The sequence below is a fragment of the Methylobacterium sp. P3_A11 genome, from assembly GCF_056403155.1.
The window spans coordinates 19172-39939 of record NZ_JBFUGA010000042.1 but is presented as its reverse complement, the minus strand read 5'-3'; the positions used below and the strand labels follow the sequence as shown (position 1 = coordinate 39939).

The following is a 20768-nucleotide window of genomic DNA, read 5'->3' as shown; positions in this document are numbered from 1 at the left end:
GGCCGATCAACGGTCGCCTGTGACGGGCTAACCCCCGCGACCAGAACAGAAACGGGCGATTGCATGATGTCGTTGACGGGGAAGCCCCGACGGAAGTCGGTGCGGAAAACCATCGTCCTAGTCACTGCGGGTCTTGGCGTCGTCCTGAGCGGGGCCGCACAGGCGCAGCAGATCGTCGTCCAGGGCAACCAGCGCGTCGATGCCGACACGATCCGGTCCTACGTGACCGGGACGGCGTCGGGTTCGGCCGAGGAGGCCCGCCGCAACCTGCTCGCGAGCGGGATGTTCTCCGACGTGAAGGTCGCCCAGTCCGGCGGCCGCACGGTGGTGACCGTCCGCGAGAACAACCTGATCAACCGCGTGGTCTTCGAGGGCAACAAGAAGATCGAGAAGGGCACCCTCGAGGGGGTGGTCGAGGCCAAGGCGCGGGGCCCCTACAGCGAGGCGATCATCAACGCCGACCTCGCCCGCATCCGCGACGTCTACAAGCGCTTCGGCCGCGGGACCGCCAAGGTGACCTACCGGACGGTCGACCTGCCCAACGGCCGCGTCGACGTGATCTATCAGATCGACGAGGGCGATAAGACCGGCATCCTCTCGATCAACTTCGTCGGCAACAACGCCTTCTCGGAGCGGACCCTGAAGGGGCTGATGAGCTCCTCGGAGATGAACTTCCTGTCGTTCATCAAGACCTCCGACGTCTACGATCCGGACCGCATCACCAACGACCTCGATCAGGTGCGCCGCTACTACCTGAAGAACGGCTATGCCGACTTTCAGGTGGTCAACGCCGACGCGCGCTACGTCGAGGGCGACAAGTCCGGCTACGTCATCACCGTCACGGTGAACGAGGGCGAGCAGTACAAGGTCGGGGCCGTCCAGGTGGATTCGCGTCTGCCGGGCCTCGACACGACGAAGCTCGACAGCGATGTCGCCACCGCCGTGGGCGACGTCTACAACGCCGACGACGTCGAGAAGACGCTCAACAACGTCACCCGCGAGGTCAACCGCGCCGGCTATCCGTTCGCGCAGGTCCGTCCCACCGGCCAGCGCGATCCGGGGAGCCACCAGGTCTCCCTGGGCTTCGTGGTCGAGGATGGCCCGCACGTCTACGTCGAGCGCATCAACATCCGCGGCAACACCCGCACCCGCGACTACGTGATCCGCCGCGAACTCGATATCGCGGAAGGCGATGCCTACAACCGCGTGCTGACCGACCGCGCCGAGCGGCGCCTGAACGGCCTGGGCTTCTTCAAGAAGGTCCGCTTCTCCAACGAGCCGGGCTCGGCGCCTGACCGCGTGGTCATCAACATCGACGTCGAGGATCAGCCCACGGGTTCGTTCTCGGTGGCGGGCGGCTACTCCACCCAGGACGGCATCATCGGCGAGGTCTCGGTTTCCGAGTCGAACTTCCTCGGTCGCGGCCAGTACGTCCGGCTCGCCGGCACGGGCGGCCAGTACTCGCGCGGCGTCGATTTCTCGTTCACCGAGCCTTACTTCCTGGGCTACCGGCTCGCCGCCGGCTTCGATGCCTTCTACAAGTACTCCGACCTGACCCGGTACTCGCGCTACGAGACTACGGTTTACGGCGGCCAGCTGCGCCTCGGCCTGCCGATCACCGAGGAGTTCGGCATCACGCTGCGCTACTCGCTGTACAACACCGAGCTGAAGGTGCCGAACACCCTCAAGCGGCCGTACAACGACTGCTCGATCCCGATCCCGGGCTACACCGCCACCTACGCGGCCGGGACGATCGACCCGAACACGGGTCGGAACATCGGCGGTCAGTCGGTCTATCCGAACTGTGCGTATGACGGCGAAGCCTCGATCGCCATCAAGGGTTCGCAGGGCAATACGCTGACCTCGCTGGCCGGCCTGACGCTCGCCTACTCGACGCTGGACGTGATCGGCGCACCGCGGAACGGCCTCTACGCCGAACTGAAGCCCGACGTCGCGGGGCTGGGCGGCGACTCGAAGTTCTTCCGCGTGACCGCCGATGCGCGTTACTACAAGGAGATCTTCGAGGACGTGGTCGGCTTCATCCGCTTCCAGGGTGGCCACATCTCGTCGCTCAACAACGATCCGCTTCGTGTGACCGACCAGTTCTTCCTCGGCCCGTCGCTCGTTCGCGGTTTCGCGCCGAACGGCATCGGTCCGCGCGACGTCGGCATCGCCGATGCGCGCTCGAACGCGATCGGCGGCTCGACCTATATCGGCGGTACCCTCGAAGTGCAGTTCCCGCTTCCTGCGGTTCCGCGCGATCTGGGCCTGAAGGGCGCGCTCTTCGCCGATGCCGGCACGCTGTTCGGCTACCACGGCCAGAGGGCGTTCAACGTGAACGGCGATGCGTTCATCAACGGCATCTCGCCGCAGACCGGAAAGTGTAACTTCAACGCCTTCACGATCGGCGTCGAGCCGGAATGCGTGAACGTCCGCGATACGTCCGCGATCCGCTCCTCGATCGGCGCCTCCATCCTGTGGAACTCGCCGCTCGGCCCGATCCGGTTCGACTACGCCTACGCTCTGACGAAGGACGAGGGTGAGAAGGTGTTCGTCCCGATCCTCGGCAAGTACGGTCATATCGGCAAGGATCAGACCCAGGCGTTCCGCTTCTCCGGCGGCTCGCGCTTCTGATCACAGCCTCGCGCGCCGGCCGGATCATCCCGGTCGGCGCGTTATCGCACATGACAGATCCCGTCTTCTTCACCGCCGCCACCGGCCTCGCCCTGGCCGAGATCGCAGCGGCCGCTGGTACGACCCTGCCCTCGGGGGCGGATCCGGAGCAGCGGCTCATCGGTGCCGCCTCCCTGGAGAGCGCCGGCCCGGAGCATCTCGCTTACATGGACAATGCCCGCTACGGCGATGCCCTCGCCGCCACGCGTGCGGGCGTGTGCCTGGTCTCCCCACGGTTCGCCGCCCGCTGCCCGGCCGACACTGTCGCCTTGGTGTGTCGCGATCCCTACCGCGTGTACGCGACCCTGCTCGGGCGCCTTCATCCGGACGCCCTCCGTCCCGGATCGCAATTCGCCGCCCGCGGCATCGCACCCGGCGCCCATGTCCATCCCGACGCCCGTCTCGAGGACGGCGTCACCGTCGATCCGGGCGCCGTAATCGGGCCTGACGCCGAGATCGGCGCCGGAACCGTGATCGGCCCGAACGCGGTGATCGGCCCGGGCGTCCGCATCGGGCGCGACTGCGCGATCGGGGCCGGGTCGACGCTCAGTCACGCCCTTCTCGGAAACCGGGTGATCCTCCATCCGGGTGCGCGGCTCGGCCAGGACGGGTTCGGCTTCGCCATGGGCGCGACCCATCTCAAGGTGCCGCAGGTCGGGCGGGTGATCGTCCAGGACGATGTCGAGATCGGCGCCAACACCACGGTCGATCGGGGGGCCTCCCGCGACACCGTGATCGGTGAGGGAACCAAGATCGACAACCTCGTACAGATCGCCCACAACGTCGTGATCGGCCGCCACTGCATCATCGTGTCGGGCGTCGGCATCTCGGGCTCGACCACGCTCGAGGATTACGTCGTCCTCGGCGGGCAGGTCGGGGTCGTCGGCCACCTGCGGATCGGCCGCGGGTCACAGATTGCCGGCTCGTCCAACGTCAACCGGGACGTGCCGCCGGGCAGCCGCTGGGGCGGAACGCCCGCCAAGCCTGTGCGGGCTTGGTTCCGCGAACTGACGACCCTGGCGCGCCTCGCCGAACGGTCGGGGAAGGATGCCTCCGACGACGGCGCGTGACCGGGAAGGCCTTGCGCTTCCGGCGATTTCTGCCGAAGAGGGCGCTCCGTTCGTCGATGGCGGCCGGATTCAGGCCGCTGCGGGCGGCAAGTCGAGGTGCGGATTTCGATGAGTGAGGCGGCGCGCGAGACCGGCACCGAGCTGGGCATAGCCGATATCCAGACGCTGCTGGAGCTGCTGCCGCACCGCTATCCGTTCCTGATGGTGGACCGCATCGTCGAGATCGACCGGGACGAGTCCTGCGTCGGCATCAAGAACGTCACGGCCAACGAGCCGCAATTCATGGGCCATTTCCCGGACATGCCGGTCTTTCCGGGGGTGCTCCTGATCGAAGGCATGGCGCAGACGGCGGGTGCGATCTGCTGCCGCCACATCCGGGCGGACGGGCGGAACACCAAGCAGGTGTTCTTCATGACCATCGACAAGTGCAAGTTCCGCAAGCCCGTCACCCCCGGGGATCAGGTGCGCTTCCATATGACGAAGCTGAATCAGCGCCGGACCATGTGGTGGTTCCGTGGCGAGGCCCGCGTCGACGGCACGCTGGTCGCCGAGGCCGAGATCAGCGCCATGCTGGTGACGGAGTGAGCGCCCCCTTCATCCACCCGAGCGCCGTCGTCGAGTCCGGCGCCGAGATCGGTGACGGGGCGCGCATCGGACCGTTCTGCCACGTCGGCCCCGAGGTGGTCCTCGGGCGGGACTGCGAGCTGATCAGCCACGTCGTGCTGGCGGGCCGCACCACCGTCGGAGCCCGCACGCGGATCTTCCCCTTCGCGTCGATCGGTCATCCGCCGCAGGATCTGAAGTACCGGGGCGAGGCCTCGACCCTGACGATCGGCGCCGACTGCCTGATCCGGGAAGGCGTGACCATGAATCCCGGCACCAGCGGCGGCGGCCTGGAGACCGTGGTCGGCGATCACTGCACCTTCCTGGCGAATTCCCACGTGGGCCACGATTGCCGCGTCGGCGCGCACGTGATCTTCTCCAACAACGTCATGCTGGCGGGCCATTGCAGCGTGGGCGATTATGCGATCCTCGGCGGCGGCGCCGCCGTGATCCAGTTCGCCCGGGTCGGCGCGCATGCCTTCGTGGGCGGCCTGTCAGGCCTGGAGAACGACTGCATCCCCTACGGCATGGTGCTGGGCAACCGGGCCTACCTGTCGGGGCTCAACATCATCGGCCTGCAGCGCCGCGGCTTCGCCCGCGAGGACATTCACGCCCTGCGGCGCGCCTACCGACTGCTCTTCGCCCCGGAGGGCACGCTGATGGAGCGCGTCGAGGACGTGGCCGCGACCTTCGAATCGCACGCGGCGGTTCGCGAGATCCTCGATTTCATCCGGCTCGGCGGCAAGCGCTCGATCTGCACGCCGCGCGAGCTCCCGACCCCGATCAGCGCCGCCTGAACGGCCGAGCCGTGGCCGAGGCCGATCCCGTGCCCGAGGGGGCTCTGGTCCTGATCGCCGGGGCCGGACGCCTGCCGGAACTCGTCGCCGAGTCGCTGCGCCGGACGCAGCGACCCTTCCGGGTCATCGCGTTGCGCGGCTTCACGGGGCCGGTCCTGCGCGGGGTCGCCGACGCCACGGTCGATCTCCTCGACCTCGCCGCCACCCTGAAGTTGCTGCGGCGCTGGGGGCCGGCGCTCGTGGTGCCGGCCGGCGGCGTCGCCCGGCCGAGCCCGGCCGCGATCCTCAATGCCGGCGCTGCCCTGCGCAACCGGGAGGCCCTGCGGGCCATTGCGGGCGGCGGCGACGATCGCCTCCTGCGCGCCGCGCTCGCGCTGGTGGAGGAGGAGGGCCACCGGGTCATTGGCGTCCATGAGGCCGCCCCGGACCTGCTGTGCCCTGAGGGACCCCTGGGGTGCCGGACACCGGATGCCGGGGCGGCCGCGTCGATCCGCGCTGGGCGCGCCGTGCTGGAGGCGCTCTCGTCTCACGATCTGGGGCAGGCCGTGGCCGTGGCCGGCGACCGCGTCCTCGCCGTGGAGGGGCCTGAGGGCACCGACCGGATGCTGGCGCGGGCTCGAGCGCTGGGGCGCCGGCCGTTCGGGTTCGGACGGGCGATGCCCGCGACCGTTCTGGTGAAGGCTCCCAAGGCCGGCCAGGACCGGCGCATCGATCTGCCGGCGGTGGGGCCGCGCACGGTCCGGAACGCGGCGCGGGCCGGCTGCGTCGGCCTGGCGCTGGAGGCCGGCGGCACCCTGGTCATCGACCGGGCCGCCACGGCTGCCGAGGCCGATCGCCTCGGTCTGTTCGTCATCGGCTACGGAGGCGCGGCGTGATCCCTCGGGTGCCGGGACCTGCGCGATGACCCAGCCGCGCACCATCTGGCTCGTGGCCGGCGAGGATTCCGGTGACCAGCTCGGCGCCAAGCTGATGCGGGCTCTGCGCGAGGCGGCCCCCGGCGTGGTCTTCGGCGGTGTCGGCGGCGAGGCCATGGCGGAGGAAGGGTTCTCGTCCCTGTTCCCCATGGATGACGTGGCGGTGATGGGGTACCTGCCGGTGCTCGCCCGCGCGCCGACGCTCCTGAGGCGCATCCGCGAGACCGTTGCGGATGCGGTCCGCGCCAAGCCGGACGTGCTGGTGATCATCGACAGCCCCGGTTTCACCCACGCGGTCGCGCGGCGGGTGCGCAAAGCGTCCCCCGAGATCCCGATCATCGACTACGTCTCGCCGAGCGTCTGGGCCTGGCGGCCCTGGCGGGCGAAGGGCATGCGGCCGTTCATCGACCATGTCCTGGCGCTCCTGCCGTTCGAGCCCGACGCACACCGGCGGCTGGGCGGCCCGCCCTGCACCTATGTCGGGCACCCGCTGATCGAGCGCCTTCCGGAACTTCGGCCAATCGGAGCCGAGCGGCGGCGGCGCGAAGCCGTCCCCTACAGCCTCGTGGTGCTACCCGGCTCCCGCCGGTCCGAGATCGAGCGGCTCATGCCGGTCTTCGGGGCGGCGCTCGCGCGGGTGGCCGGCACGCTCGCGATCGAGGCGCTGCTGCCCGCCGTGACCCGCCACCGGGCGCTGCTCGAACGGATGGCCGCCGACTGGCCGGTGCCGGTCCGGATCGTGACCGGCGAGGCGCCGAAATACGCGGCCTTCCGGGAGGCCCGGGCGGCGCTCGCCGCTTCCGGCACGGTGACGCTGGAACTGGCCCTCGCCGGCGTCCCGATGGTCGTCGCCTACAAGGTGTCGCGGGCCGAGGAGATCATCGCCCGTCGGCTCATCCAGGTCCCGAGCATCGTGCTGCCGAACCTGATCCTGGCGGAGAACGCCATGCCGGAATTCGTCCAGGCCGCCTGCACCCCCGGGCCTCTCGCGGAGGCACTGAGGCCGCTGCTGGTGGGCGGTGCCGAGCGCGACGCGCAACTCGCCGCCCTCGCCCGGATCGACGGACGGATGCGGCTCGCGGAAGCCGATACGCCGAGCCGGGCCGCCGCGCGGATCGTCCTGCGCGCGGCGGACGCCCGAGAGGCTCAGCCGGCGCGCCGGCCGCAGCGGATATAGGCCGAGGTCCCGCGGCTGCTCGACCAGGTCAGATGGTCTCCGTCCACCTGCAGGCGGACCTGGGAGGACCAGTGCCGGCCGCGATCGCTGCATTCGGCCGAGGTGACCCAGGCGGCGCCGGCCCGCCGCGTGTCGTGGAAGGTGCAGATCGTCCGGCCGGCGCGGGCGCGATCCTGCGTGATCGTGGCCGGGATGTAGCCCCGGCGCCGCGACCGGGTCCCGCAGGCTTCGTGGGTCGGCCCCCAGACGCCGACATAGTCGACGTTGGCCGACACAGGGGCCGACACAGGGGCAGGAGTCGGTACCGCTGCCGGCGGGGCCTTTGCCGCATCGCCCGGCATCGCCGCGGCCGCCTGCGGTCCCGACGCCGCCATGGCGGTCGAAGGGGTGTTCGACGGGGCGTCAGGCCCCGTCGCCTCCGCGGGTGGCGCCGGCTCGTCGGGGCTGTCGAGCATCACGACCCGGTGTGGGGCCGCGCGCGGCCCGGCGGAGACCGGCGCGGGGCGAAACGGCAGATCCTCCGTCAGGTAGGCGATGCTGTAGGCGAAGAGGCCGATCCAGCCCAGGACCAGGAGCGCCGGCAGGGCGTAGCGGCGCCGGGAGCCGGAATGCTCCCCGTCGCCCGGATTCGCCAGCACGACCGCCCCCATGATCCCCCCCGTTTGTCCGATCAGCGGCCGAAGATACCCTTCAGGAACTGGGCCGTGCGGTTGCGCTTGCGCTTGCGCTCCAATTCCGACGCGTCCTTCAGCCACGCGACCTGCACCACCCGCCGCTCGCCCTCGAAGGGCTCGTGGCCGTGCCAGGAATTGTCGGCGCGCAGGAAGGCGAACATCGTGCCCATGGTCGGCGGCACCTCGACCGCGAAGGGCTCGTAGTTGCGCCCGTCGTACAGCACCCGCAGGCGGCCGGCGGCCGGGGCGTCCCAGGCGTCGTTCATGTAGACGAGCAGGGTCAGCACCTTCGAGGGGCCGTCGGTGTGGATCGAGCCGTATTTGAGCTGGCTGCGGCGCATGATGGTGGTCAGCCGCGGGCATGAGACGAGGTCGATCCCGAACTTTTCGCCGAGGATCTCCGAGAACGCGTCGCTCTCCAGTTCGTCGATCAGCGCCTTGAACCGGCCCTTGAGGGCGACCTCGTCGACGGTGAGGTAGCCGGGCTTGGCGATGTCGGGGAAGTCGCGGCGGATGTCGTCGATCGCGTCGGGATTCAGGACGTTGTTGCCGAGCGTGTAGACGTAGGGCTCGCGGGAGACGGGCGCGGCGCGCACGGCGGAGATGTCGAGGATCGAGAGGGCGGACATCGCTGGGTCCCTTGGCTCCGGCGCCGGTCGGCCGGCACGCCCGGCGCCGGAGACGCGTGCCGGAGGGCCGGTCGCGCCGTCGTGCCGGGGACGCCCGCGCAGGCGTCCGCGATCACAAATCTACAGCTGCATCCGGCGATCCCGGAATCTCATAATCGGCCGATTGCGGCGGTCCGACGGCGAAAGCGGCGTGGTGGCACATTCCGGTGACAGTCTCGGACGGCCCGCTTGTGCAGGATGGCGCCAGACCCGCGGGCTTTCTTCCCGGGTGTGTGTGCCGGAACCCGTTCCCGATGCGGCCGTTGGCCCTCGCTTTGCTCTTGACCCACCTCGCCGCGCTCGTGGCCGGGGCGGAGGCTCATGCCCAGTCGCGGGCGCCGCGCGGCTCGATGACCGCACGGATGACCTGTGCCGAGGCGATGGCCCTGGTGAGGAACGAGGGCGACGTGGTGATCGCCGCCGGGACCGCTCCGGAGCGCTTCGTCAGCGGCCCCGGCCAGTGCAGCGGCTCCGAGATCGCGGAACTGCGCTTCGCCCCGACCCGGGACAACCCGCAATGCCCGATCGGCTACCGGTGCCGCGAGCCGGGCTTCGAGGAGTGGAACTGGTAGGCGCGCGGCCCGCGTAAATCGCCGCACCGTCGGCACGTGACGAAAGTTTCACGCGACAGCGCGGGGCACGTGCCCTTATCTCGCCATCACCCGGGGCCAAGGCCGCCGGCAGCGCCTTCCGCGGGCGTGGAGGGGATGGGAGATCGACGCGTGGCTGCACTCAGGACCGGGCTCGGAATCCAGGCCGTCCTCACGGCGCTGGCCGCGCTGATCCTGCTGGCGTTTCCGGGCATCCCGAGCCCGCCGCTCTACGTCTCGCTCGCGGGCTTCGCCATGGCGGGCATCCTGGTCGCGTCGAACGGCATCTCGGCCTACCTGAAGGTCTTCGTCTCGGTCTACGGCGTCGGCTACCTGCTGCTCGCCGGGTCGAAGACGATCGCCGCGATGGGGCTGCTGCCGCCGGTCATCGCGGCGCTGCTGCCGCCGGCCTTCGCGGCCACCGGGGCCGTGGTCTTCGCCGCCATCGTGCTCGGCATCTCGTATCTCGAGCCGATCCGGGCGATCACCAACATCGCCGACCCCTACTTCGCCAACCGCGACAGGCCCACGAAGGAGATCGGTCTGTTCCGCTGGTTCGGAACCACCGAGGGGCGAATCGGGCGCAACCTCGTGGCGCTCTCCATCTTCGTGAACTTCGCCGACGTGGCGCTGACGCTGCGGTTCAACTTCTTCTATCGCGATATCTACAACTCGCTGCAGGAGTACGACGCAAACGCCTTCTGGTACCAGCTGCTCTGGGTCTTCGTGCCGCTGGCCACGCTGAACATCGCCATCGGCATGTTCGACCTGTTCGTCGATTCCTCGCTGCTGATCCGCTGGCGCACATGGCTGACCCACAGCCTGTACGAGCGCTGGCTCGGCAACGGCACGCATTACCGGATCCCGTTCACCGACGAGGAGGCCGACAACCCGGATCAGCGTATCCAGGCCGATGTCAACAGCTTCATCGTGCAGACCACGACCCTGTCGATCCGGCTTCTGAGCCAGGCCGCCCAGCTCGTCTCCTTCATCGTCATCCTCTGGGGCCTGTCGCGCGACTTCGTGGTGCCGTTCACCGACGCGGTGATCCCGGGCTTCCTGGTCTGGCTGGTCATCGCCTACGCAGTGGTCGGCACATGGCTCACCCACCTGATCGGACGGCCGCTCATCGGGCTCGATTTCCGGCAGGAGCAGGTCGAGGCGAATTTCCGCTTCGCCCTGGCCCGCAACCGCATCTATTCCGAGCAGATCGCGCTGCTGCGCGGCGAGCGTGCCGAGGCGTCCCGGCTGGCGACGCTGTTCCACAGCGTCATCGACAACTACATCGGCATCATCTTTCGCCGCATCAAGCTGATCGCCTTCACGTTCAGCTACCGGCAGGCGAGCGTGATCTTCCCGATGGTGCTGGCGGCGCCGTCTTTCTTCGCCAAGAAGATCACCCTGGGCGCCCTGCAGCAGACCTCGCAGGCCTTCGGTCAGGTGCAGAGTTCGCTGTCGTTCTTCGTGGATTCCTACACGACGCTCGCCGCCTACAAGGCCAATACCAACCGTCTCGGCTCCTTCCGTCGTGCGATGACGAAGGCCGAGGCGCTGGAGAATGCGGGCTACGGACTGATCCAGGGCAACGACAGCACTGGCGACGTGACCGCGCGGGGCCTCGTCCTCGCCCTGCCGGACGGCCGCCCGATCGTCACCGCCGACGCGCTGACGCTGCCGCGCGGCGGCGCAACCCTGGTCACCGGCCCCTCCGGTTCGGGCAAGTCGACAATGTTCCGGGCGATCGCGGGGATCTGGCCGTTCGGCAAGGGCCGGGTCGACGTGCCGGCCGGGCAGTCGGCCCTGGTGCTGCCGCAGCGGCCCTACATCCCGCAGGGTACGCTCCGCGGGGCCGTGGTCTACCCGAACACCACGGACCAGTTCTCCGACGCGGCGATCAGGGATGCGCTGACGGCCGCCCAGCTCACCCATTTGGCGGATCGCCTGGACGAGACCGATACCTGGGAGCGGCGCCTCTCCGGGGGCGAGCAGCAGAGGCTGGCCATCGCTCGGGCGATCCTGTCCAAGCCGGAATGGCTGTTCCTCGACGAGGCGACGGCCTCCCTGGACGAGCCCTCCGAGGCTGCGCTCTACCGGATGCTGCGCGAGCGGCTGCCGGGGACGACCATCGTGTCGATTGGCCACCGCTCGACCCTCGACGCCTTCCACGACCGGCGGATCACGCTGGAGCCTGAGGGCGGCGTGTTCGTGCCCCGGGCGCGCCGGGAGCCGCTGCCGGCGGAGTAGGGCAGCTCCCGCTCCGCGCTGTCCCTCCCCAGCCGCAGCCGGCGGAGGACAAGCGCTAGCGCCAGGACCGGTCCGATCTCAGGTCGCCTTCCGCAGCCCGGCGGCGGCGCGGGCCGCCTGCTCGATCGCCGCGGGATCCGGCGTGCCGGGCTTCACCACCCAGCTGCCGCCGACGCAGAGCACCGACGGGATTGCCAGCCAGTCCGGGGCGCTCGCTTCGGTGATCCCGCCGGTCGGGCAGAAGCGCACCGCGCCGAATACCGCCGCTTGCGCCTTCAGCGCCTTGATCCCGCCCGCGGCCTCGGCCGGGAAGAACTTGAACCGGTCGAGCCCGTGATCGAGGCCCCGCATGATGTCGGCCGCCGTGGCGACGCCCGGCAGGTAGGGCACGCCGTTGGCCTTGGCGGCGTCGGTCAGCGGGTCGGTGAGTCCCGGCGAGACGATGAACTCGGCCCCCGCCGCCAGGGCGTTCTCCAAGTCGCGGGGATTGAGCACCGTCCCGGCCCCGACAACCGCCCCCTCGACCCGGGTCATCTCCCGGATCACCTCGAGGGCTGCCGGCGTGCGCAAGGTGACCTCCAGGGCGGTCAGGCCGCCCTTCACCAGGGCCTCGGCGATGGGGCGGGCCTGGGCCACGTCGTCGATCACCAGGACCGGAATGACGGGCACGGAGCGCATCAGCGCGTCGATGCTGGTCAGATCGTTCATGACCGATACCTCCTGGATGCGGTTCTCAAAGGCCGGCGGCGGCGAGCATTGCCGAAGCGCCCCGCTCCGCCGTGTCGGACCCCTGGCGCATGAACGCGAACAGCTCCCGCCCGGTGCCCTGCGCGGGCTCCGGTGCCTCGGCCTCGGGGCGCGCGGCAAACTCCGCGTCGTCGACCAGTACCTGCAGAAGCCCGTCAGCCGCGCTGAGGCGGACGATGTCGCCGTCTCGGATCCGCCCGATCGGGCCGCCGCCCAGGGCCTCCGGGCTCAGGTGGATCGCGGCCGGGACCTTGCCCGACGCCCCCGACATCCGCCCGTCGGTCACCAGGGCGACCTTGTGGCCGCGGTCCTGGAGCACGCCCAGCGGCGGGGTGAGCTTGTGCAACTCCGGCATGCCGTTGGCCTTCGGACCCTGGAACCGGACCACCACCACCACGTCCCGCTCCAGCTCGCCGGCCTTGAAGGCCTTCAGCACTTCGTCCTGGTCCGAAAAGACCCGGGCCGGCGCCTCGATGGTTCGGCGCTGGTCCTCGACGGCGCTGGTCTTGAACGTCGCCCGGCCGAGATTGCCCTTCACCAGTCGCATGCCGCCGTCCGGCTGGAACGGGTCGGCGGGCCGGCGGAGCATCGTGTCGTCCAGGCTCTCCGGCACCGCCTCCTCGAAGACCAAGTCGTCGCCGTCGAGCTTCGGATCGCGGGCATGGTCGCGCAGCGACTGGCCCGCCACGGTCAGGATGTCGTCGTGCAGCAGGCCCGCATCGAGGAGCGCGGCCATCACGAAGCTCATGCCGCCCGCGGCGTGGAAGTGGTTCACGTCGCCGGCGCCATTCGGGTAGACGCGCGCGATCAGCGGCACGGCGCTGGAGAGCCGGTCGAGATCCTCCCAGTCGACCACGATGCCGGCGGCGCGGGCGATGGCCGGCAGGTGGATCGCGTGGTTGGTCGAGCCGCCGGTGGCGAGCAGGCCGACGGCGGCGTTCACGATCGCCTTCTCGTCGACGCAGAGGCCGAGCGGCCGGTAATCGTTACCGGCGGCGCCGATCTCGGTGAGCCGGTGGATCGCCGCCCGAGTCACGGCCTGACGCAGCTTGGTGCCGGGATTGATGAAGGATGCGCCCGGCATGTGCAGGCCCATCATGTCCATCATCATCTGGTTCGAGTTGGCGGTGCCGTAGAACGTGCAGGTCCCGGCGGCATGGTAGGAGGCCGACTCGGATTCGAGCAGTTCGGCGCGTCCGACCTTGCCCTCCGCATAGAGCTGGCGGATCCGCTGCTTCTCCTTGTTGGCCAGCCCCGAGGGCATCGGCCCGGCCGGGATCAGGATCGTCGGCAGGTGGCCGAAGCGCAGCGCCCCGATCAGCAGGCCCGGCACGATCTTGTCGCAGATGCCGAGGAGCGCCGCGCCGTCGAACATGCCGTGGCTCAGAGCCACCGCGGTGGAGAGGGCGATCGTATCCCGGGAGAACAGCGACAGCTCCATGCCGGTCTGGCCCTGGGTGACGCCGTCGCACATGGCCGGCGTCCCGCCCGCCACCTGGGCGGTGGCGCCCCGCTCCCGGGCGAACAGCTTGATCTGGTCCGGATAGCGCCCGTAGGGCTGATGGGCCGAGAGCATGTCGTTATAGGCGGTGACGATGCCGATGTTCATCACCGTCCGCTCGTCGCGGATCGCCGCCTTGTCCTCGCCGGAGGCCGCGAAGCCGTGGGCGAGGTTGCCGCAGGCGAGCTTGCCCCGCCGGACCCCCGCCTCGCGCTCGCGGGCGATCAGGTCGAGATAGGCGCGCCGGGTCTCGCGGGAGCGCGCCACCACGCGCTCGGTGACCGCCGCGACCTCGGGGTGAAGCTCGGTCATGCTCGTTCCTCCAGGCTCGGTGCCGACGGGCGCGAGGCCGATGCCGCGGTTCGTTGTCGGCCCCGCGGCCGCGTCGGTAGCCGGTATCTAAGGGGTGCGCTGCGGGATGTAACCCGGAGCGAACGCCGGCGATGACATGAGGTCTGCCCGCCAGCTCAGGAAACCCCAAGTCCAAGGCAGCGTTCGCTCTCGCTTTCGATCGATGCCGCCCGCATCGTCATCACGAGCGGAGCGAAGTGACCCAGGTCAGCGCGACCCTGGATTGCTTCGCTGCGCTCGCAAAGACGGTGACCTTACGCCTTTGCCCGAAAGCCGTGGCGGTCGGTCATCCTGGACGCCAGACGTCAGCACACCTCGAAGCGCTCCTTCGAGGCATGCCTCCGGATGGAGTCGAATCTTCGAGACGCAGCGCGACCCTGGATTCAATACTCCCAGAAGATCCGCTGCAGCTCCTTGGTGTCGGTGGTCTTGGTCAGCGCCACGGCCGCCAGGATCTTGGCCTTGGCGGGGTTCAGGTCATGGGCGACCACCCAGTCGTACGTGTCGTCGGGCTGCTCGGCGTTGCGCAGCACGAAGCCGTCCGGGACCCGCGACGAGCGGATCACGAGCGTGCCCTTCGAGCGGATGTCCTTGAGCTTGTCGACGAGGTAGCCGGGGACCGAACCGTTGCCGGTACCGGCATTGACGATCGCCTTGGCGCCGGCCTGGACCTCCGCGTCGTAGACGCCCGGGATCATGTTGCCCGAGCCGTAGACGATGCCCACCAGCGGCAGGCTGTCGATCTGGTCGATGTCGAACTCGGAATTCATGTTGTGCCGCTTCGAGAGCGAGCGGAAGAAGTAGGTCTTGCCCTCGACCACCATCCCCAGGGGTCCCCATTGGCTGTAGAAGGCGCTGGGGACGATGTTCGTCCGCTTGTTCACGTCGCGGCCGCACTGGATGTAGTCGTTCATCGTCACCGTGACGCCCTGGCCGACCGCCTCCTTGCTGGCCGCCACGGTCACGGCGTCGAGGAGATTCAGGGCGCCGTCGGCCGAGATCGCCGTGCCGGGCCGCATCGAGCCGACCACCACGATCGGCTTGTCGCTCTTCACCACGAGGTCGAGGAAGAACGCGGTCTCCTCCAGGGTGTCGGTGCCGTGGGTGACGACGACGCCGTCGACGTCGTCCTGCTTGAGGAGCTGCGACACGCGCTTGCCGAGCTGGACGAGCTGGGCGTCGGTGAAGCTCTCGGACGCGATCTGGAAGACCTGCTCACCGCGGACATTGGCGATGGTGTTCACCTGCGGCACGGCCGCGATCAGCTTGTCCACCGGCACCTTCGCGGCGGTGTAGGTGGCGCTGTTGGCCGCGTCGGCGCCCGCACCGGCGATGGTGCCGCCGGTGGCGAGAATCACGACATTGGGCTTCTTGGCCGCGACCGCGGTGCCGGCGTCAGGCATCTCGCGGGCGCAGAGCGGGGCCGCCCCGAATCCGCCGGCCAGTGCCAGGGCGAAGACCGCTCCGCGCAGGGGAAGGGTCGCGCCGCTTCGGCAAGAGAACATCGGGGATCCTCGACGGTTGAAGGGGGAACGAGTCGGACTCGACGCGGGGATGGTAGCCGCCCGACCGCCCGAGGCAAGGATCATGCGACGGCCCGCGGGCGGCGGATCGTTACGGATGCTCGGGCGTTGTTCAGGCTTGCTGTCCGCTCGGAGGTAAGCCCCATGCTCCATCTCGCCGACTTGCTGGAGGAACTCGAGCGGAGCGCGCCGGCACGGGCTGCCATGTCGATCCTCGAGGCCTCTCTCGCGCGCCGTTCGGCCGAGGAACAGGGCGCGTTCTGGCGTGCCGTCGACATCTACTACGTGTCGCGCAAGGCGCCGCCGGAGCCGATCGCGGCGGCGCAGACAGCCCCGCACTTGGCCGTCGCTTCGTAGGACCGTCCGAAACCGTCCCGGCGCTCGCCGGAGTTGCGCTGCCGCGAGTCCGTTCGACCTTAGCGAGCGCTACCAGGCGTTTCCGCGCGACCGCGCCACCGGGCAGCGCGGCGCAACCGGGACTCGCGCTGCGGCCGGCGAGTGCACTGCGGCGAGCGGGATGCCGGCCGGTCAGGCGTTCGCCGGCACCGCGGGCGGGAGACCGGTTCCGCTCTCCGAACTGTCGCCGGCGGCGACCGTGCTCCGGGTCTCGGGCATCACGGCGAGGTACAGAACAAATCCCAACGCCGCGATGGCCGCCAGGGCCAGGAAGGCGGTGGCGTAGCCGGCCGAAACGATGATCACGCCCGCCAGCGTCGCGCTGAGCGAGGCGCCGATCCCCTGGGCGGTGGCGACGGCGCCCTGGGCCGCGTTGAAGCGGCCGCCGCCGCGGGTGAGATCGGCTACCACGATCGGGAAGAGCGCGCCGTAGACACCGGCACCGATCCCGTCGAGGAGCTGCACGCCCACCAGCCAGAACGGGTTGTCCGACAGAGTGTACAGCACGCCGCGCAGGGCGAGGACCCCGAAGGCCGCGAGGAAGATCGGCTTGCGCCCGATCACGTCGGCCTTGGCGCCCACGAAGATCGCCACCGGCACCATCACGCACTGGGCCGCCACGATGCAGACAGCGATCAGCGAGGTCGCGTGGTCCTTGCCCGAGATGTGGGTCAGCAGCTGACCAACGGAGGTCAGCATCGCCGCGTTGGCGAGGTGGAAGATCGCGCAGAGAACCGCGAAGAGCAGCAGCGCACGGTTCCCCAGCAGCGTCTTGAAGCCCGAGGGCTGCGCCGCCTGGGATTTCGCCTCGTCCTCAGTCATGCCGCGGGCGAGGTCGTTGTCGATGGCGTCGGCCGGGACCATCAGCATGGCGCCGATCGAGAGGGCGGCGAGGACGCCCATGAGCCAGAACACCACGACCGGTCCGAAGAAGTAGGCGAGGCCGCCGGCCACCGCCGCCGAAACCGCGTTGCCGGCATGGTTGAAGCCCTCGTTGCGGCCGATCCGCTTGGCGAACATCTTCGGGCCGACGAGGCCGAGGGTGATCGCGGCGAGCGCCGGCGGGAAGATCGTGCCCGCGACGTGGGCGATCGATTGGGTCGCGGTCACGAGGTAGAAGTTCGCGATGAACGGCAAGACGAGGCAGCTCGCGGTCACCGCGATGGCGCCGCCGATCACCACGGCGCGCTTGTGGTTCGTGGCGTCGATCAGCGCACCGGCAGGGGTCTGCGCCAGGAGGCCGAGGATGCCCGCGATGGTCATGACGAGGCCGGTGGTCGCCTCGTTCCAGCCCTGGTCGGGTCCGCGCACGGCGATCAGGTAAATCGCGAGATACGGGCCGAGACCGTCGCGTACGTCGGCGAGGAAGAAGTTCAGCGCGTCGAGGCCGCGCAGGGCCTTCGCGGCGGGCGCCCGGGTGCGGTCGCCGCCCGCGCCTGTCTCGATCCTGTCCATCCTGCCGCGATCCCCCGACCGTCGGACGGCGCCGGCCCGTCGGGGCCGCACCATCGCACGCGGTGCTCGACGTCGGCCCGCGCGATCGGTTCCCGCCTGGAGCGGCCGTGAGCCGGGGCTCGACCGAAACTCTTCGTGTGGACAGCCTCAACGGGTCTCGTCGTCCCCCGAAGCGTCGGGATTTGCGACATCGGCTGTCGCCTCTCCCGACAGATCGGCGCCCGGCACCCCGAGGCCGTAGCGCTCGATCTTCGCGTAGAGGAGCTGCCGCTGGATGCCGAGGCGCCGCGCGGCGCGGGCGCGGTTGCCGTCGGCGTCGCGGAGCGCGGCGGCGATCATGGTCCGCTCCAGACGGGCCACGGCCCCGGGCAGGTCACCGGCGAGCCAGTCGGCCGGTCCCGTCTCGTCGCTCCGGCGGTCAGCCTGTTCCGGCAGATCGATGGCGTCCGCCGCGATCGCGCCGCCGCGCACCAGAACGGCCGCCCGCTCGACGACATTGCGCAGCTCCCGGACATTGCCCGGCCATTCATAGGCCAGCAGGCGGGATGCCGCGGGGCCGCTCAGGCGCTTGCCGGAGGGGAGGAGGAAGTGCTCGGCGAGTGGCACGATGTCTGCCAGGCGCTCGCGTAGCGGCGGCAGGGTAATCGGCACGACGTTGAGGCGGTAGTACAGGTCGGCGCGGAACAGGCCCTCGGCGACGAGGGTCGGGAGGTCGCGATGCGTAGCGGCCACGAGGCGGACATCGACCCGGGCGGCCCGTCCCCCGAGGGGAGTCACGACGCAATCCTGGATCACCCGCAGGATCTTGGCCTGCATCGCCGCCGGCATGTCGCCGATCTCGTCTAGGAACAGGGTCCCGCCCTCCGCTTCGTGGAAGGCGCCGGCGCGGTCCGCGGTCGCCCCGGCGAACGCCCCACGGACATGCCCGAACAGCTCGCTCTCAAGGAGGGCGGCTGGGATCGCCGCGCAGTTGACCGGGACGAACGGCCGCGCCCGTCGCCGCGAGAAGGCGTGCAGCGCCCGGGCGACCTCTTCCTTGCCGGTGCCGGTCTCCCCCTGGATCAGGATCGTCGAGGCACTGTCGGCCACGAGGCCGATGGTCTTCTGGACCTTCCGCATGCCCGCGCTGGACCCGATCAGCACCGGGTGCCCCGGCGGCGGGGCGGAGGCGCCCGGATCGGACCGGGCCGCGCGCAGCATCGCGTCGAGGACGGCGGCGAGGTCCGCACGGCCGATCGGCTTGGTGAGATGGTCGTGGGCGCCGAGGCGCATCGCCTCGATGGTGTTGGCCGGGCTGGCGAAGGCCGTCAGCACCGTGACGGGGGGCGGTTCCGGCAGGGCGCGGATCCGCTCCAGCGTGGCCATGCCGTCGAGGTCGCCGGGCATGCGCAGGTCGAGGAGGACGGCCGCCACGGGGCCGTCGCGCAGCCGTGCTAGCGCCTCCGAGCCGGAGGCCACCGGCAAGGGCGTGTGGCCGAGATCGGCCACCGTCTCGGCGAGCCCGTCACGCAGGGCTCTGTCGTCGTCGACGATCAGGATGGTCGCCATGGCAGATCCAGGAGGAAGGTGGTGTGGGGGGCGGCGTCGACCAGCCGGGCCTCGCCGCGATGCGCCAGGGCGATCTCGCGCACGATCGCCAGACCGAGCCCGGTCCCGTCGGGGCGGGCGGTGACGAAGGGCTCGAACAGGCTGGCACGGATCGCGGGATCGATCCCGGGACCGGTGTCGGTGACGCGAAGGTGCAACCGCACGGCGCCGTCGACCGTGGCCCGCGCGGCATCGAGGCGAACCTGGCCGCCGGGCGGCGCGTGCTGCAGGGCGTTCAGCAGGAGATTGTCGAGGGCGCGGGCGACCTGCCCGCGGTCGAGATGCGGATGGTCCGCCGCCGGCAGATCCTCCGCCAGGACGGCGATCCGGACCGCCCGCACGGCCGCCAGGTCCTCGTGAAGGCGCGCGCACTCGGCCAGGAGCGGCGTCACCGGCGTCGGCGTCCGGTGGAGGGCGCGCGCCTGCGTCAGGTTGAGGAGGTCGCGCAGCAGCGTATCGACCCGGGCGATCTGGCCCAGCACCGCCTCCAGGGCCGCGGCGGCACGGGGCGGATCGCCGCTCACCAGGGCGTTCTCGGCCTTCAGGCGCATCGCCGCGATCGGGTTTCGGATCTCGTGGGCGATGCTCGCCGCCAGCCGGCCGACGGCGGCGAGCCGCTCGGCGGCCACGACGCGGGCTCGGGCCTCCCGCAGCCGTCCACCGGCGGCGTTCAGGGCATCCACCAGCCGGTCGAACTCGCGCTCGCCGGTGCGGTCGAGATGGGGCAGGTCCTCGCCGTCCGGGCGCGGTGCGGCGAGCGCGGCTTCGAGCCGGGCGATCCGTCCCGAGAACCCGTACAGGAACCAGCCCAGGAAGGCCGCCGACCCGAGCACGGTCGCGGCCAGGAAGCCGAGACCCGCGAGGAAGCGCGTGTAGGTGGGGCCGTCGGTGACGTGCGTCCGCCCCATGGACCACGCCGTAAGTCCGGCCGTCGGCCCGTGCAGGGCGCAGCCCTGGAGCAGCAGCACCTGGGTGCGGCTCGGCCGGCGCACCGAAACCGCGTGGTCGACGCGCAGAACCTGCGCGTTCAGCGCCGCGATGGCGTCGTGCTCGGCCGCCGGAAGGTCCGTCTTCGGCCCGGTCCCCTCGTAAGTCGGATAGGCGTAGGCCATAGACCCATCGGTGGCGCTCCAGATCCCGCCCTCGATGCCGGGGAAGCCCGCGAGGGCCGCGGTGACGGCGCCGACGAGGTCCCCCGCCGCGATCCCGGCGCGGCGGCCCCGGACCAGGGCGGCGTACCGGTCGATGATCTCGCGGCAGGCCCGCCCGACCTCGATATCGGCCTGTGCGACCTGGACGCCCGTCGATTGGCTGTACACGCCGAACATCAGGTAGGCGGTCGCGGCCGCGGAGGCGAGCAGCAGCACCCACAGTGCGAGCAGCCGGGCGCGCAGGCTGTAGGCGGTCACGGCGCAGTCCGGTCGGGCATGGCGCTGGCTCCCGCGGCGGCATCATGTGCGCCAGGACCCGATCCCTAAGCCATTGTCCACCACCGTGGCCACTCGGCGGCCTGGCGAGCCCGACCGGCCGCCGGCCATCGAGGCGCCCGATGATCGTCTCCCGCCGTTGCGGCCCGGGTCACGCGCCCGCGCCCGGTCGGTCAGGCTCGGTCTTGTCCGGGGCCGGCTTCACGCGGTGACGGTGTCGGTGCCCAGGGCCGCCGTTCCCGGGAAAGCCCGATGGACGGACCGGCAGCGCGTCGCTCCGGAGCTGCAGACAGGTTAGCATCGCCACGTAGGAAGGTGCGCCGCCGATCTCCCTTTCCGCGCGGTATGTCCTGCGTCCGGCTGCGTCGAAG

General features: G+C 70.4%; 17 protein-coding genes. 9 read left to right on the top strand and 8 right to left on the bottom strand.

What is annotated here, in order from left to right; genetic code table 11:
* Window positions 1-63: 63 nt before the first annotated feature.
* The 6 genes from bamA to lpxB all read left to right on the top strand — a co-directional run bounded on the left by bamA (window position 64) and on the right by lpxB (window position 7234).
* Window positions 64-2634 carry an outer membrane protein assembly factor BamA gene (gene bamA / locus AC1DXK_RS14805; protein ID WP_457104556.1) on the top strand — a complete coding sequence of 857 codons (2571 nt, stop codon included), beginning with the start codon at window positions 64-66 and terminating at the stop codon, window positions 2632-2634.
* 50 nt (window positions 2635-2684) lie between these two features.
* Window positions 2685-3743 carry a UDP-3-O-(3-hydroxymyristoyl)glucosamine N-acyltransferase gene (lpxD, locus tag AC1DXK_RS14800; protein WP_457104555.1) on the top strand — a complete coding sequence of 353 codons (1059 nt, stop codon included), beginning with the start codon at window positions 2685-2687 and terminating at the stop codon, window positions 3741-3743.
* Window positions 3744-3851: 108 nt separating this feature from the next.
* A complete protein-coding gene (gene fabZ, locus AC1DXK_RS14795; protein WP_331317020.1) occupies window positions 3852-4328 on the top strand; it encodes a 3-hydroxyacyl-ACP dehydratase FabZ in 477 nt (158 codons plus the stop codon).
* Window positions 4325-5143: an acyl-ACP--UDP-N-acetylglucosamine O-acyltransferase gene (lpxA, locus tag AC1DXK_RS14790; protein WP_457104554.1), complete on the top strand. Its 819-nt coding sequence runs from the start codon at window positions 4325-4327 to the stop codon at window positions 5141-5143. The genes fabZ and lpxA overlap by 4 nt, the downstream gene beginning before the upstream one ends.
* Before the next feature lie 11 nt (window positions 5144-5154).
* Complete coding sequence (locus tag AC1DXK_RS14785) at window positions 5155-6018, top strand: LpxI family protein (protein WP_457104553.1); 864 nt, start codon at window positions 5155-5157, stop codon at window positions 6016-6018.
* Between the two features lie 25 nt (window positions 6019-6043).
* Window positions 6044-7234, top strand: a complete 1191-nt coding sequence (gene lpxB / locus AC1DXK_RS14780; protein ID WP_457104552.1) for a lipid-A-disaccharide synthase — start codon at window positions 6044-6046, stop codon at window positions 7232-7234.
* On the opposite strand, the gene AC1DXK_RS14775 is transcribed toward lpxB, so the two are convergent.
* Together AC1DXK_RS14775 and AC1DXK_RS14770 are read right to left on the bottom strand one after the other, a co-directional pair.
* A complete protein-coding gene (locus tag AC1DXK_RS14775; RefSeq protein ID WP_457104551.1) occupies window positions 7204-7884 on the bottom strand; it encodes a peptidase inhibitor family I36 protein in 681 nt (226 codons plus the stop codon). The two genes, lpxB and AC1DXK_RS14775, sit on opposite strands and share 31 nt — an antisense overlap.
* 20 nt (window positions 7885-7904) lie before the next feature.
* The gene (locus AC1DXK_RS14770) at window positions 7905-8537 is read right to left on the bottom strand and encodes a 2OG-Fe(II) oxygenase (protein WP_457104550.1); all 633 of its coding nucleotides are present in this window, start codon (window positions 8535-8537) and stop codon (window positions 7905-7907) included.
* A gap of 293 nt (window positions 8538-8830) precedes the next feature.
* Between AC1DXK_RS14770 and AC1DXK_RS14765 the strand changes: the two genes are divergently transcribed.
* Together AC1DXK_RS14765 and AC1DXK_RS14760 are read left to right on the top strand one after the other, a co-directional pair.
* Window positions 8831-9148, top strand: coding sequence for a hypothetical protein (locus AC1DXK_RS14765; RefSeq protein ID WP_457104549.1), 318 nt, complete (start codon window positions 8831-8833; stop codon window positions 9146-9148).
* Window positions 9149-9298: 150 nt separating this feature from the next.
* Window positions 9299-11410 (top strand): ABC transporter ATP-binding protein/permease, encoded by a 2112-nt coding sequence (locus AC1DXK_RS14760; protein WP_457104548.1) that lies wholly within the window; start codon window positions 9299-9301, stop codon window positions 11408-11410.
* 78 nt (window positions 11411-11488) lie between these two features.
* On the opposite strand, the gene eda is transcribed toward AC1DXK_RS14760, so the two are convergent.
* The 3 genes from eda to AC1DXK_RS14745 form a co-directional block, all read right to left on the bottom strand.
* Complete coding sequence (gene eda / locus AC1DXK_RS14755) at window positions 11489-12118, bottom strand: bifunctional 4-hydroxy-2-oxoglutarate aldolase/2-dehydro-3-deoxy-phosphogluconate aldolase (protein ID WP_457104547.1); 630 nt, start codon at window positions 12116-12118, stop codon at window positions 11489-11491.
* Window positions 12119-12143: 25 nt separating this feature from the next.
* Window positions 12144-13970: a phosphogluconate dehydratase gene (gene edd, locus AC1DXK_RS14750; protein ID WP_457104546.1), complete on the bottom strand. Its 1827-nt coding sequence runs from the start codon at window positions 13968-13970 to the stop codon at window positions 12144-12146.
* 422 nt (window positions 13971-14392) lie between these two features.
* Window positions 14393-15514: an asparaginase gene (locus AC1DXK_RS14745; protein WP_457104545.1), complete on the bottom strand. Its 1122-nt coding sequence runs from the start codon at window positions 15512-15514 to the stop codon at window positions 14393-14395.
* Between the two features lie 162 nt (window positions 15515-15676).
* Here AC1DXK_RS14745 and AC1DXK_RS14740 point away from each other — a divergent pair, with 162 nt between their 5' ends.
* The gene (locus AC1DXK_RS14740) at window positions 15677-15889 is read left to right on the top strand and encodes a hypothetical protein (RefSeq protein WP_457104544.1); all 213 of its coding nucleotides are present in this window, start codon (window positions 15677-15679) and stop codon (window positions 15887-15889) included.
* A gap of 171 nt (window positions 15890-16060) precedes the next feature.
* Here the strand turns inward: AC1DXK_RS14740 and AC1DXK_RS14735 are convergent, their stop codons facing one another.
* The 3 genes from AC1DXK_RS14735 to AC1DXK_RS14725 form a co-directional block, all read right to left on the bottom strand.
* Window positions 16061-17383 carry an MFS transporter gene (locus AC1DXK_RS14735; RefSeq protein ID WP_457104543.1) on the bottom strand — a complete coding sequence of 441 codons (1323 nt, stop codon included), beginning with the start codon at window positions 17381-17383 and terminating at the stop codon, window positions 16061-16063.
* Window positions 17384-17530: 147 nt separating this feature from the next.
* Window positions 17531-18931, bottom strand: coding sequence for a sigma-54-dependent transcriptional regulator (locus tag AC1DXK_RS14730; RefSeq protein WP_457104542.1), 1401 nt, complete (start codon window positions 18929-18931; stop codon window positions 17531-17533).
* The gene (locus AC1DXK_RS14725; RefSeq protein ID WP_457104541.1) at window positions 18916-20379 is read right to left on the bottom strand and encodes a sensor histidine kinase; all 1464 of its coding nucleotides are present in this window, start codon (window positions 20377-20379) and stop codon (window positions 18916-18918) included. Before AC1DXK_RS14725 ends, AC1DXK_RS14730 begins: the two co-directional genes overlap by 16 nt.
* Window positions 20380-20768 lie beyond the last annotated feature (389 nt).